The organism is Niastella yeongjuensis (assembly GCF_900110245.1).
GTDB classification, from domain to species: Bacteria; Bacteroidota; Bacteroidia; order Chitinophagales; family Chitinophagaceae; genus Niastella; species Niastella yeongjuensis.
Map to the genome: position 1 here is coordinate 839,513 of NZ_FOCZ01000001.1, position 12,497 is coordinate 852,009.

Sequence of the window (12,497 nt, forward strand, 5' to 3'; positions counted from 1 at the left end):
CTAATTTCTTATGACAATGAACGAAATAAACTGGTGGGCGGTGCTGGTTGCCGGTATTTCTTCTTTTGTAGTTGGCGGCATCTGGTATTCACCCGGTTTATTTGGCAGGGCCTGGATGAAGGACAACAATTTTACGGAAGAACAAATAAGAAAAGGGGGCAACAAGGGCAAGGTATTCGGCTTTACCCTCCTATTCTCCTTATTGATGGCCGTTAACCTGGCAATGTTCCTGGCAACCCCGGCAGATTGTCCCACAAACTGTGCTGCAAAAGCCGATATTACCTGGGGTGCTACGGCTGGTTTTCTTGCCGGCATCTGGACGTTCTGCGCTATTGCTATTCACAGCCTGTTTGAATTAAAACCCTGGCGATTGATCTTTATTAATGGATTTTATAGTGTGGTAGCGCTGATCTTAATGGGCGCTATTATTGGTGCGTGGCGGTAGAAGAGTTAACAGGTAGTCATATTTTTTTAATTGGAATGTTATTAACTTCAGTATAGTCATGAAAGGGCCTTGAGGGTGTGGGTGAACAGGCTGCGGAATTATCATGTTCATAAAAATACCTTCAAGGTTTATTTATTAATTACTTAAAACTTTCTACATTATGACCCACGCTATCAGCTGGTTCGAAATTCCGGCAACCAATCTTGACCGTGCACAAAAGTTTTATGAAGCTATTTTTGGTATTCAGCTAGTTCCTATGGATATGCCCAATATTAAAATGCGCATGTTTCCCATCGATGACCCTATGACGGGCATTGGTGGTGCAGTGGTTGATACCGGTGGTGAGTTTCATAAGCCGTCAGCAACAGAAGGCGCCCTGATCTATTTGAATGGCAACCCGGATGTTCAAAAGGTACTGGACAAAGTAGAAGCCGCCGGTGGCAAGATAATGATGCCCAAAACTGAGATTACACCTGAATATGGCTTCATGGCGGTTTTTGTTGATAGCGAGGGAAACCGAATTGGTTTGCATTCCATGCCGGCCTAGCATAAGCCCGTAACACCTTAAACCCTGATATATGTCATCGATTGACTGGAGCCGATTTACAACCCGTATTAACATCAGTGCGCCGGTAGAAAGGTTATACCTTGCCTGGGCTACCCGCGGCGGTATGGAAAGCTGGTTTTTACGCCTGTGTGAGTACAAAAATAAGAACGGTAGCGAACGACCGGCTGATGAAGAAGTAGTGGTGGGCGATACGTATAAGTGGCTCTGGTATGGTTACGACGATAATAGTGTTGAATATGGGCAAATACTTGAATTGAACCATGAAGACTTTTTTAAATTCAGTTTTGGCAACGCTGGTATTTGCTCCGTTCAGATAAAAGAAGAAGCCGGGGAACATATAGTTGAATTAACGCAGGAAGATATTCCCACCGATGAAAACGGGAAGCAAAACTATCATGTTGGTTGTAAAACCGGTTGGACGTTTTACCTGGCAAACCTGAAGTCGATGATGGAGGGTGGTATAGACCTGCGCAATAAAAATGAGCAGTTGCAACGGATGTTGAATAGTTAGGCGTTGAAAGTTATATATTAAAAAGGGCCTCCCGATTTTATCGGGAGGCCCTTTTTACTTCGTTAAACGTTCACTTTATTTGGCTCTTGTAAACAATATTTCCATCGTTTTGAATTCCTGTCCATTCTGCGACATAAACATTTCCATTTTCTGTGAATTGTCGTTCATTACCGTAAAGATCTCTTTTACATCCATGTCTTTGCCAGTGGTAGGGTCAACGGTTTTACCTTTGAAGGTGGCACTTTTTGAGGCATCGTCCCAGGTGCCTTCCATGTACATAACCCCTGTTCCCATATTATCTATCCAGGTACTGATAAACATTTTACGTGCGTTGTCCCAGGCTAAGGTGCCCTGGCCTTCAAACGGTTTTCCCATCATATTACCGGAATGGTTGCTTTGTTGATAACGGCCACCCATCACCATCTTATTTACACAGGTTGAGGTACTTTTAGAAGGCGGTGCACCGGGCTGCATCCACATGGTTACGTCCCCATTCCATTTTCCATCCCATTTGGCAATCATTTTATGTACATCACCAGGCGTCATATAATCTGTCCACGCTTTCATCTCCTCCTGCGTTTGCGCACTGGCAGTAAAACTGTTCATTACAAACAGTACGGCTAAGGCCGTAATGGTGAGCTTTTTCATGCTGTTAGTTTTTATTAAAATTACTATATCAAAAAAAGTACCAATGGGAAAACTGATAAGTATCAGTTAATGCCCGACGAAGCCGTAATGCAGCCTGATGAAAAAGGAGATGAAGCGCGTACTTTATGTGCTTTGCTATGCAACGGAACACACTAAACGAAGAATGAAACGGTAAATGATCAATCTGCCGGAAAAGCGGACCTGTCGATATTCGGAATAATTCGCAATGCGTTTTTATAATATACTTTCTTCAAAATTGTATCAGGCAGGCCCATGCCGTACATGGCCCAGAATGCATGGTATTTTTTGTGGTAAGGAAAGTATTCATCTTCTGTTTCCAGCACCCTGAAATAGGTGGTGTATTCTTCCGGCACCCAACTGTCCTTTCCAAACAGAATACGGTCCTGGTATTTTTCGAAGAACTGCCGGGCCATGCGTGGCTGGCGACCCAATTCTGCGATTACGGCACCAAATTCCACCATTACATTGGGCATTTCATCTAACAACTGGCCCAGCTTACCCAGGTTATTGGGATACCAGCCAAAATGCGCTGCAATAAATGTGGTTTTGGGATGCTTTTTAAACATCCGGTGCTGTTCTTCAATCAGCATTTCCCAGGGGGCAGGGTCGTCGTCACCCCTTTTTCGGCCGGGGTGTGAAGCGATTTCCAGCCAGCGTTCGTTGTGTTCATCTTCAGGATCCCAAAAGGGTTTGGGATCGGCTGTGTGTATCAGTACCGGTATTTTTAACTCGCCGCATTTTTCCCAAATAGCATCCAGCCTGGGATCATCAACCGGCACCCGTTTACCGGTATTGTCTTTTACCGACAGGCCCAGGTTTTTGAAGATCTTCAGGCCATTGGCGCCGTACTTTACGTCGTCTTCCAGTTGTTTTACGGCTTTTTCCGTCCAGCCGGGTTCACCAATACCCCCGAAGCTGATATTGGCAAAAACAATAAACCGTTTGGCGGAGGTGGAGCGAATGTTGTCGATCTTGTTTTGAAGCCGGTTGCCATTATCGCCACTGAGGTTCACCATTACGGCCATGTTCAGTTTATCCATGTCCTTTACCAGGTCTTTAAGGGCAGATGGCGACATGTTATTCTGGTGGTTATGCACATCGATAAACGGAAAACGGGCATGGGTTAAAACATGTGCAGGCACAACCAGGGTCGAGGTGGGGGTATACCTTTCAAAATCCATATGTGCCGAAGTTTGTGCACAGGCGGTATGGAGTGTTATTAAAGAGCCGGCAATAAGATACAGCTTCCGCATAAAATGAATTTTCACCAAATTAGGTGCATTTGGCAATAATCTAAAACCGGCTGTATAAAAGACCCTCCTACGCGAATCAGATCCTTATTTAGCGGCTGTTAAGTCGTGCAGGGCGCTTTCAATCCGGCTCTTCAATACTTCATATTCGGTATAACCCGATGCCAGCAAAACAAATTTCGATTCGTTGATCTGCAATAATACCTGGGGGTAACCTTTTACCTGGAGCTGTTTGCAGATGTCAAATTCTTCGTGTGCCTTCTCTTTATAAACCGGGTCTTTTAGCAGATTATAGAATTCGTCCACAGGGATTGCATATTTTTCAAGTAAATGCCGGTAGGCTTCATTATCATCCAAATCCCGCCCTTCAAATTGTAAAGCATATTGCAGGTCGGCTGCAAAAGCCACCTGTTTATCTGGATGGTATTCTTTAAAAACACACAGGGCAATGGCTGGTTTTTCAGAGTTGGGGAACCAGTCGCTTAACTCAGGCTTTTTGATATGCCAAAGAAAGTCTTCACCAAATACAGTACCTGTAGTTTCTGTTACTGCTTTACAATTGTTTAAAAAGTATTCAGCCATTACGCTTATTGGCTTGGGCGTTTCAGGCAGGATCATGCCACCTGAAAGCACTTCAAATTGTACCTGGTTGCTATATTCCTTTGTTATCCGTTGCATAATGGGGCTAAAGGCATAACACCAGTTGCAATAAGCATCGTAACAATAAAAGATTACTGGGTCCATATTTATTGTGAAATTACAGCTATCCTTTCAATCTTAATTAAAACGGCTATCTATGTAAAAACACAGATAGCCGTTTGCGATAGTGGTATAATAATATTTTTTACCTATTACTTCTTTCTTTTCCTGTAAATAAGAATGGCTTCTTCAGTTGAGTTGGCACTGGTTTTAACCAATCCTTTCAGGGTAAGTATACTTTCATCAACACCTATTACAACAAAAACCTTGGCATCGGTGCCGGTGACATCGTTCAACTTTAATACAGTGGGCCGTCTTTCATCAACCACTCTTTTGCCCAGTTCATACTTCACTTCTTTAACCAGTTCTTCTTTCAGGTTCCACCGGTATTGCTTTACCTCATTGGTGCATCCGGTTTTGGAAGTACCTAAATAAGTTTTAGCACTGTTATCGGGAAACAATTCAATTTGCTGGTCTTTTCTGCATTCATCAAATTCCCAAAATGCATCGGATGAACGATAACCATCTTTATTGAGATCAACAGGTTGTTTGAATTTAACAGACTGCAGCACCCACAAACCCGTAAACTGCGAAGTGTCGTATTGGGCGTATAGTGTATAAATGAAAAAAAAGCAAACCACGCATAAAGCCAAAATTCGTTTCATAGTATAAGATTAAGGGTATAAGTACAGAAACGAGTTTCTGTAAAAAGAACGCCGAAAGATCAAAAATATTTCCGGAATAGTGAAATGTTTACCTACAAAAAACCCATTAGCAATCATTTACAAATCAACGCTTCCTGTAACATTTTGGTAGATGGCCACTCCGGTTTGATTATGCTGTACAAAATTGTATTGCGAAACGTTCCATCCTCATTTTTTCGATGGCACCTTAGTACACCTTCTTTGATGCCGCCGATCTTTTCTATGGCTTTTTGCGATCGTATATTGGTTGCTCTTGTTCTGAATTCGACCCGCATGCACTGCAATTTTTCAAAACAATAAGTCAATAGTACATATTTACTTTCTATGTTAATCTTTGTACCCCAAACAGTTGGTGAAAGCCAGGTAGGCCCTATTTCCAGTTGTTGATTACTAACGTCTATGTTAATAAAACCTGTACTGCCACATACCTGCCTGGTTGTTGTATTCCGGATCACATACGTAATCTGCTGGTTGTTCAGATTACTTGTTTGCAGCTCTTTTACAAAAACGTCAAAACCAGCTTTACCCTTAATTTTATACGGAAGATTTTCCCAGATCTTTTCATCCATAGCTATCGTTTCCAGTTCAGGGATGTGACTATAGGTAAGCCTTTCCAGATGGATAAGGCGCCCGGGCAAGAGATGTTCAAATTGCATAATGTACTACTGATAGTATTTCAGAAGGTTATAACGTGTTGTCACTTTCTTTGACTGGCAGGCACAAAAAAAGTCCTCCCGTTTAAAGGGGAGGACTGCAAAATAAGTTTTTACAACATTTTATTTATCCGCCGCGTCTTATGCGGCCACCGCCATTGCCACCGCCACCAGATCCTGATGATCCACCACGACTGGGTGGGCTATAAGTTCTGGGGCTGCCACCGCCGCCGCCAAAGCTGCCGCCGCTACGTGGTATTGAACCACCGCCACCCTGTGGTTGTGTACCTGGCCTGCTGCCGAAGTTACCACTGCTTCGTGAAAAGCCACCACCTTGTGGTTGGGGGTTAGGTCTGCTGCCATAGTTGCCATTGCCGCTGCTGTTGTTGCCCCGGGATGGCATCTCGAAGGTGCGTTGCGGACGGTTGTCCGGTGCCTGAAAGCGATCGCCTGAACGGGGCAGGTTATTGCTGTTGCCGTTAAACGTACGGTTGCCGCCAGGATTCGAAAATCCGGTTGAATTACGCGGATTAGTCCAAACCCGGTTACCGCCATTGGGCGTTGTAACCGTTCTGCCACCAGGCGAAGTAACAGGTCTGCCACCGGTGTTGTTGCCTCTGGTAAAGCCACCATTGTTGTTATAATTTCCTGAACCAAAACGGCCCCCGTTGTTATAACCATTGCGGCCATAACCACCATTGTTGCTATAACCATTACGTCCATAACCATTACGGCCATAACCTGGATTTCCAACATAGCGGCCCCCGGTATATGGTCTGTTGTATCCGGAATAAGTTCTTGTAACCACGCCGCCTCTGTTACGATAGATATTCGTATTGGAGTAATAATTATTTACGATAGTGACATTAGAGTGGCTGCGATAGGAGTAGTAACTGTTGTGACCATAATATCCGCCGCGGTAGTAATAAGAAGGTCCGTAGTAGCAGGGACGATAAACACGTGGGCCCCACCAGCCACCACAGCCATAATAACCATAGGGATAACCACCACCAAAACCAATGCTGACATTAAACCAGTCGTAACCAAAGCCTACGCCAAAGCCCCAGCCAAACCAGGGGTTGTAACGGATACCGAAGCCCCAGGTATATGGACGTGGATAGTAATAATGTCCATACCAGGGACGGTAATAGTAACCAGTACCATAAACTACAGTTGGACCATATACATAAGCATTCAAATAACCAGGCGTATAACCCATGTACACATAGTCTGGAGTTACGTCGTAGATATACACATATTTCATGTAATATACCGGGTAACGGGGGGGAATCAGTGCCACGGCGGCAGGACGGTTTACACTTACTGCCCATGGACCGGCAGCATTGTTCGACTCAAACCAAACGCCATCGTCAACCGTATAATACCGGCCATTGGCGCGGATCACAGAGCCGGAGGTATTGGTTGCATACGACATGTCAGTACCGTCAATTGCTTCAAATTCCGGGTCACCGTCATAATTGATATCTGCTTTTGCTTTGTTACGTTCAACTTTGGCTGTTTGTGGTAGCTGCGCATCTTCAACGGCATCATTTGCCTGTTCGGTCCCAGCTACACTTGCCAGCACATTGTCTTTGGGTGAACCTTTAGGGATCTTGGCAAACTCAGCAGGCAGTTTATCGGCTTCCACAAACTTCCAGTTGCCGCTGAGGGTTTTTGAAGTATACCAGCGGCCTGAAAGCAATACGTAATACTGTTGTGAATTGATGTCCATGAAAATATCGTTCTCAGAGTTGGACACATACAACAAGCCGGTGCCTTCTACTGCTGCAAAGTTCGCTTCGCCTTTTGACTGGATCAATTCTGCCGGTTCGGTTGTTACCACAATATTGTAAATGGTATTATCGTCGCTTTCTTTTCCATCTTCCGTATTGTTTTTCTTATCGGCTTCTTTGATCTGTGTTTCTATTTTCGAAAGATTAGAAGGAATTTCGGTGATGATCTTATATGGACCGGTAGCAGCCGGAGCAGTGTACCAGTGTTTGCCGCCGTATAAATAGTATTTGCTGTCGTGGTTTTTTACGAGCACAAACGGCGTATTCACCACCGCTTCAACACCCCAGTCTTTGTTCGATTGCAGCTTGGGATCGCCGTCAATTGAAACCAGGATGGAGGGAACGTTGGTGTAAATAACTTTTGGAGGCGTATTGTTGATCTGACTGGCGAGGCTGGTTTGCTGTTTATTCAGATCGAGTGAGGTCTGCAGATCACTGAGTGGAAAGGAAATGTCCCAGGAAGGTGTTTTGTCTTCCAGGACATTGGCAATACCATCCAGTTTATCATCGTCTGTTTCACCAGGCAATTTAATGTTGGTGATATAAATGCTTTTAACGTTAACCTGCGAACCGGCGGTTTCTGTAGTGGCTTTTAACCAGGCTACACCAAACACTGGTTCTGTTTTCCCATTTTCCAACACAGAAATAGCGGCGTGCGCTTTTAATGTATTGTCTTCAAACGACTCAGGTTGCCATTGATATAGCTTTACGATGGTCCCTTCAGAAGTAGTTGCTGTTTTGGGCCAGTTTTCCTGGGCCATAACAAGGTGAGTGATCATACTACCCACCACTACGGCCACAAGTGTAAAAATCTTCATACGGGAATTTTTATTTTTGATAGAATGTATAGGGCAATTCTTATGTTAATTTACTACCAATAGACGGTAGTTACAATTGCAGGTTTATAAATGACCTCAGCTTTTGCAAAACATTAGACAAAACAAACGTTAAAGGGGTGTAGTTTCGGTGCCCAAGTTAATGACTTTTTAACAAGGGCACCAGGGTGTACTGTCATTTAGTCTTTTACGTGTATTTTTGAACGAGTTATGAAACACCGGAATAATCTTTTTATTGCCCTGGAAGGGATCGATGGCAGCGGAAAAAGTACGCAGACCAAACTACTTACCGAACAACTGAGTAATCAGGGACACAAAGTATACAGCACCTTTGAACCTACCAATAACCCAATCGGTAAAATGATCAGAGATATTCTGAAGGGACATACCAAAGCCGACTATCGGATAATTGCAGGTTTGTTTGTGGCTGATCGTCTTGATCATTTATTAAATGAAGAATATGGTATTGTGAAAAAGCTGGAGGAGGGGTACACGGTGATCATGGACCGCTATTATTTTTCTTCCTACGCTTATCAGGGGGCGCATATGGACATAGACTGGGTGATACAGGCCAATGCCATGAGCGCAAGTGTCCTTCGTCCGGATGTGAATATCTTCATCGATGTTGCTCCCGAAACAAGTATGCAACGGTTACACGCCAACAGGGACAATATCGAGTTGTTCGAAACGCTCGATAACCTGAAACTGGTGCGTTCAAAATATATGGAAGCGTTTGAAAAGCTAAAGAATGAAGAAAAGATATTTTCTGTTGATGGCAATCGTACACCTGACCTGATTGCCGGTGACATCTGGCAAAAAGTAGCGTCAATGTTTACTTTATAAACTTCATGGGGTATTTGGCTTTTACCAGTCCTTTGGATATTTTTTCCAGTTTGCCCTGTAATAATTTACGTTTTAATGGCTTCAGGTAATCGAGGTACAGCAAGCCTTCGGTTTGGTCGTACTCGTGCTGGATCATACGGGCTGTAGTGCTGTAAAAGGTCTTTGTTTGCCGTTGAAAATCCCGGTTGAAGTTATCCGGCGTAACGCTCCAGGGGCGCGTAACGGGCTCTGCAAGCGCTGGAATGCTCAAACAGCTTTCCTCGTCGGTCCATACTGTGGCTATAAGATAGATGGGGAGTTGCATATCCTTACTATTGTAGAAAGGCCCTTCGACCCGGAGCCGGGTCGAAGGGTGTTAATATGATTAGTGGGCTTCGAGCCAGTTGAAACCTGTTCCTACTTCTGCTTCTACAGGCACTTCATTGGGTAATGGCAGTGCGCTGCGCATACATTCCAGAATAATGGGTTTAATGATGTCTACTTCTTCTTTCACTGCGTCAAACACTAATTCATCATGCACCTGCAGGATCATTCTCGATTCGAAATTATGCTTGCGGAATTCGTGGTAGATCTTCACCATCGCCAGTTTGATCATATCGGCCGCTGTACCCTGAATGGGCGAGTTGATGGCATTTCGTTCGGCAAATCCACGCACGGTAAAGTTGGAAGAACCGATATCGCGCAACCAGCGTTTACGACCCATGATGGTTTGTACATAACCGGTTTCGCGGGCAAAGTTGATGGTGTCATCCATATACTTTTGGATGCCCGCAAACTGCTTTTTATAATTGTCGATGATCTCTTTGGCTTCGGTACGGCTGATGCCGAGGTTATCAGCCAAACCAAACGCGCCCTGACCATAGATGATACCGAAGTTCACACTCTTGGCTTTATACCGTTGTTCCTTGGTTACTGCCGATTCTTCTACACCGTATACTTTTGCGGCAGTGGCAGTGTGGATATCAACGCCCTTTTTAAAGGCTTCGCACATGGCCGGGTCGCCGCTGATACCGGCAACAATGCGCAATTCAATTTGCGAATAGTCGGCCGAGATCAATATCCGGTTGCTGTCGCGGGGAATAAATGCTTTGCGGATCTCGCGGCCTCTTTCTGTACGAACAGGTATGTTTTGCAGGTTCGGGTTGTTGCTGGATAGGCGGCCTGTTACGGCAACAGCCTGTGCATAAGAGGTGTGCACCCGGCCGGTTTTACGATTGATCAGCTCAGGCAGGGAATCTACGTAGGTAGATTTCAATTTAGTGAGTTCTCTAAACGCCAGGATGTCTTCAACGATCTTGTTCTGGTTCGCGAGTTTCAGCAACACATCTTCACCTGTAGCATATTGACCGGTCTTTGTCTTCTTGGCTTTGGGATCGAGTTTTAATTTTTCAAAAAGCACTTCACCCAATTGGCGGGGCGATGCCAGATTGAACTTAACGCCGGCCTGTTCATACACATTGTCTTCTGCTTTGGCGGCTTCGCGTTCCAGTTCTTTTGAATATTCGCGTAAAAAGTCAACGTCAACTTTAACACCTTCGTATTCCATACCCATCAACACTTTTGCCAGCGGGTTTTCTACTTCGCTGAAAACTTTTTCTACTTCTTTGGTTTTGATAAGCGGCGACAATACCTGTTTCAATTGTAAGGTAATATCGGCATCTTCCGCGGCGTAGTCACTGATTTTGTCAACGGCTACATCCCGCATGTTCAGCTGGTTCTTACCCCTCTTGCCAATCAATTCTTCAATGTGCACTGGTTCATAACCCAGGAATTGAGCGCTGAGCATATCCATGCTGCGTTTCCCATCGGGTTCTATTACATAATGGGCCAGCATGGTATCAAAGGTTTCCCCTTTTAATTCATAACCGTACCACTTCATCACCAGCATATCGTATTTCAGGTTCTGGCCAATCCACAGTACATCTTCCCTGTTGAAAACAGGTTCAAATTGTTTTAGAATGGCGCGGGTTGCTTCCTGATCTGCCGGGCAGGGGATGTAGTACGCTTCACCGGGTTTGTATGAAAAGCTCATGCCCACCAGCTCCACATCATTGGCGTCTATGCCTGTGGTTTCGGTATCAAAACAGATCTCTTTTTCTTCGAGTAGTTCTTTTATAAGGCTTTTAATAGCAGCATCTTCCTGGATGGTGCGGTATTGGTGCGGTGTATTATGAATGTTTTTACCGGCGTGAACGATGTCACCGTCTACAGCACGGTCGGTATCACCAGCCTCGTCTGTTTGTTCTGCTTTAGCGGCTTTTGATTTTCCTGTTTCCACCGGCTGGCCAAAGAGGTCGGTTTGAACCCCTTGTGGAACAGCGCCCGGAACGATCGAGATGTCTTCATTCAGAATGCGTTTGGCCACTGTTTTAAACTCCAGCTCAGTGAATACCTCTTTCAGCTGGTCGCGATTCCAGTCTTTTAATTTGAAATCTTCTTCATGAAATTCGATGGGCACATCGGTGATAATGGTGGCCAGTTTTTTAGACAGGATAGCGGCGTTCCGGCCATTGCGTACTTTTTCGCCCAGGGCTCCTTTTATTTTATCGGCATTTTCAAGTACATTTTCCAGCGTGCCATATTCAGCCAGTAATTTCGCTGCAGTTTTCTCGCCCACACCGGCAATACCGGGGATGTTATCCACCGCATCGCCCATTAAACCAAGGATGTCAATAACCTGGTGTACATCTTTGATATTCCATTTTTCACATACTTCTTTGGCACCGAGGATCTCCGCATCACCACCCTGGTAACCGGGTTTGTAAATTTTTATATTACCATCCACCAACTGGCCATAATCCTTATCAGGAGTTACCATGTATACCACGTATCCGGCAGCGGCCCCTTTTTTACTCAGGGTACCAATAACGTCATCAGCTTCAAAGCCGTCTACTTCCAGTACGGGGATATTAAAACCGCGGATTATTCTTTTTATATCGGGAATGGCTGCCAGCAGGTCTTCCGGTGCTTCCTGGCGATTGGCCTTATACTCAGCAAATTCTGTATGCCGTTCGGTGGGGGCCTGCGTATCAAAACAAACAGCCATGTGGGTTGGCTTTTGGTTATTGATCAGGTCAAGCAGGGTATTGATGAAACCAAACTGCGCGTTGGTATTTTTTCCTTTTGAAGTTATTCGCGGGTTGCGGATCAATGCATAGTACGCGCGAAAGATCAGCGCCAGGGCGTCGAGCAAAAAGACTTTCTTTTCAGTAGATTGATTCTCCATATGGTATCCTCCAATTATAATTCACAATTGCCCCGAAGGTAGGGACTAAATTGCTAAAAAAATTGGTTAATTAGCCCATCGGCCCGATAGTTATACCGGTATATAACCCGATGGCTAATTAACTTAATATTGGAGGTCTTCCCCACCTGTTGCTATTCAGGTGTATGGAGAATGATTACCTTAATTCCGACTTGCTGTTGTTTTATTAATTTGTCTTATGCAGAGACGCTGTTGCACCATGCACCCCGGTAATTGGCTTCATTGGGTGGAAGGTTGGTGCGGGTTCTGGTTTTGCAGACT

General features: G+C 44.7%; 12 protein-coding genes. 4 read left to right on the top strand and 8 right to left on the bottom strand.

Translation table 11 applies throughout. The annotated features are described in order from the left end of the window. Positions 1 to 10: 10 nt before the first annotated feature. The 3 genes from BMX95_RS03840 to BMX95_RS03850 all read left to right on the top strand — a co-directional run bounded on the left by BMX95_RS03840 (position 11) and on the right by BMX95_RS03850 (position 1,524). A complete protein-coding gene (locus tag BMX95_RS03840; RefSeq protein ID WP_081198748.1) occupies positions 11 to 445 on the top strand; it encodes a DUF1761 domain-containing protein in 435 nt (144 codons plus the stop codon). A 160-nt stretch (positions 446 to 605) separates the two neighbouring features. Next, positions 606 to 992 (top strand): VOC family protein, encoded by a 387-nt coding sequence (locus BMX95_RS03845; RefSeq protein WP_081198747.1) that lies wholly within the window; start codon positions 606 to 608, stop codon positions 990 to 992. Positions 993 to 1,023: 31 nt separating this feature from the next. Then, complete coding sequence (locus BMX95_RS03850; RefSeq protein ID WP_081198746.1) at positions 1,024 to 1,524, top strand: SRPBCC family protein; 501 nt, start codon at positions 1,024 to 1,026, stop codon at positions 1,522 to 1,524. A gap of 75 nt (positions 1,525 to 1,599) precedes the next feature. On the opposite strand, the gene BMX95_RS03855 is transcribed toward BMX95_RS03850, so the two are convergent. The 6 genes from BMX95_RS03855 to BMX95_RS03880 form a co-directional block, all read right to left on the bottom strand. Continuing rightward, positions 1,600 to 2,172 (bottom strand): DUF1579 domain-containing protein, encoded by a 573-nt coding sequence (locus BMX95_RS03855; protein ID WP_081198745.1) that lies wholly within the window; start codon positions 2,170 to 2,172, stop codon positions 1,600 to 1,602. Positions 2,173 to 2,351: 179 nt separating this feature from the next. Next, entirely contained in the window at positions 2,352 to 3,446 is a 1,095-nt protein-coding gene (locus tag BMX95_RS03860; protein WP_081198744.1) for an amidohydrolase family protein, read from the bottom strand. Positions 3,447 to 3,530: 84 nt separating this feature from the next. Beyond that, a complete protein-coding gene (locus tag BMX95_RS03865) occupies positions 3,531 to 4,187 on the bottom strand; it encodes a DsbA family protein (RefSeq protein ID WP_081198743.1) in 657 nt (218 codons plus the stop codon). Between the two features lie 107 nt (positions 4,188 to 4,294). Then, on the bottom strand, positions 4,295 to 4,807 hold the full coding sequence (locus tag BMX95_RS03870) for a hypothetical protein (RefSeq protein WP_081198742.1): 513 nt from the start codon (positions 4,805 to 4,807) through the stop codon (positions 4,295 to 4,297). Between the two features lie 113 nt (positions 4,808 to 4,920). After that, positions 4,921 to 5,502 (bottom strand): GNAT family N-acetyltransferase, encoded by a 582-nt coding sequence (locus tag BMX95_RS03875; RefSeq protein ID WP_081198741.1) that lies wholly within the window; start codon positions 5,500 to 5,502, stop codon positions 4,921 to 4,923. A gap of 124 nt (positions 5,503 to 5,626) precedes the next feature. Further along, entirely contained in the window at positions 5,627 to 8,110 is a 2,484-nt protein-coding gene (locus tag BMX95_RS03880) for a dermokine domain-containing protein (RefSeq protein ID WP_081198740.1), read from the bottom strand. A gap of 228 nt (positions 8,111 to 8,338) precedes the next feature. Between BMX95_RS03880 and tmk the strand changes: the two genes are divergently transcribed. Continuing rightward, the gene (gene tmk / locus BMX95_RS03885; RefSeq protein ID WP_081198739.1) at positions 8,339 to 8,971 is read left to right on the top strand and encodes a dTMP kinase; all 633 of its coding nucleotides are present in this window, start codon (positions 8,339 to 8,341) and stop codon (positions 8,969 to 8,971) included. On the opposite strand, the gene BMX95_RS03890 is transcribed toward tmk, so the two are convergent. Together BMX95_RS03890 and polA are read right to left on the bottom strand one after the other, a co-directional pair. Then, positions 8,961 to 9,275, bottom strand: coding sequence for a peptide deformylase (locus tag BMX95_RS03890; protein WP_081198738.1), 315 nt, complete (start codon positions 9,273 to 9,275; stop codon positions 8,961 to 8,963). The genes tmk and BMX95_RS03890 overlap by 11 nt on opposite strands. Before the next feature lie 60 nt (positions 9,276 to 9,335). Further along, complete coding sequence (polA, locus tag BMX95_RS03895; RefSeq protein WP_081198737.1) at positions 9,336 to 12,197, bottom strand: DNA polymerase I; 2,862 nt, start codon at positions 12,195 to 12,197, stop codon at positions 9,336 to 9,338. Between the last annotated feature and the right edge of the window lie 300 nt (positions 12,198 to 12,497).

What these genes read in the sequence shown, in the direction of transcription:
- BMX95_RS03840 (WP_081198748.1), top strand. Translation starts at nt 11, where the DNA reads ATGACAATGAACGAAATAAACTGGTGGGCGGTGCTGGTTGCCGGTATT.
- BMX95_RS03845 (WP_081198747.1), top strand. Translation starts at nt 606, where the DNA reads ATGACCCACGCTATCAGCTGGTTCGAAATTCCGGCAACCAATCTTGAC.
- BMX95_RS03850 (WP_081198746.1), top strand. Translation starts at nt 1,024, where the DNA reads ATGTCATCGATTGACTGGAGCCGATTTACAACCCGTATTAACATCAGT.
- BMX95_RS03855 (WP_081198745.1), bottom strand. Translation starts at nt 2,172, where the DNA reads ATGAAAAAGCTCACCATTACGGCCTTAGCCGTACTGTTTGTAATGAAC.
- BMX95_RS03860 (WP_081198744.1), bottom strand. Translation starts at nt 3,446, where the DNA reads ATGCGGAAGCTGTATCTTATTGCCGGCTCTTTAATAACACTCCATACC.
- BMX95_RS03865 (WP_081198743.1), bottom strand. Translation starts at nt 4,187, where the DNA reads ATGGACCCAGTAATCTTTTATTGTTACGATGCTTATTGCAACTGGTGT.
- BMX95_RS03870 (WP_081198742.1), bottom strand. Translation starts at nt 4,807, where the DNA reads ATGAAACGAATTTTGGCTTTATGCGTGGTTTGCTTTTTTTTCATTTAT.
- BMX95_RS03875 (WP_081198741.1), bottom strand. Translation starts at nt 5,502, where the DNA reads ATGCAATTTGAACATCTCTTGCCCGGGCGCCTTATCCATCTGGAAAGG.
- BMX95_RS03880 (WP_081198740.1), bottom strand. Translation starts at nt 8,110, where the DNA reads ATGAAGATTTTTACACTTGTGGCCGTAGTGGTGGGTAGTATGATCACT.
- tmk (WP_081198739.1), top strand. Translation starts at nt 8,339, where the DNA reads ATGAAACACCGGAATAATCTTTTTATTGCCCTGGAAGGGATCGATGGC.
- BMX95_RS03890 (WP_081198738.1), bottom strand. Translation starts at nt 9,275, where the DNA reads ATGCAACTCCCCATCTATCTTATAGCCACAGTATGGACCGACGAGGAA.
- polA (WP_081198737.1), bottom strand. Translation starts at nt 12,197, where the DNA reads ATGGAGAATCAATCTACTGAAAAGAAAGTCTTTTTGCTCGACGCCCTG.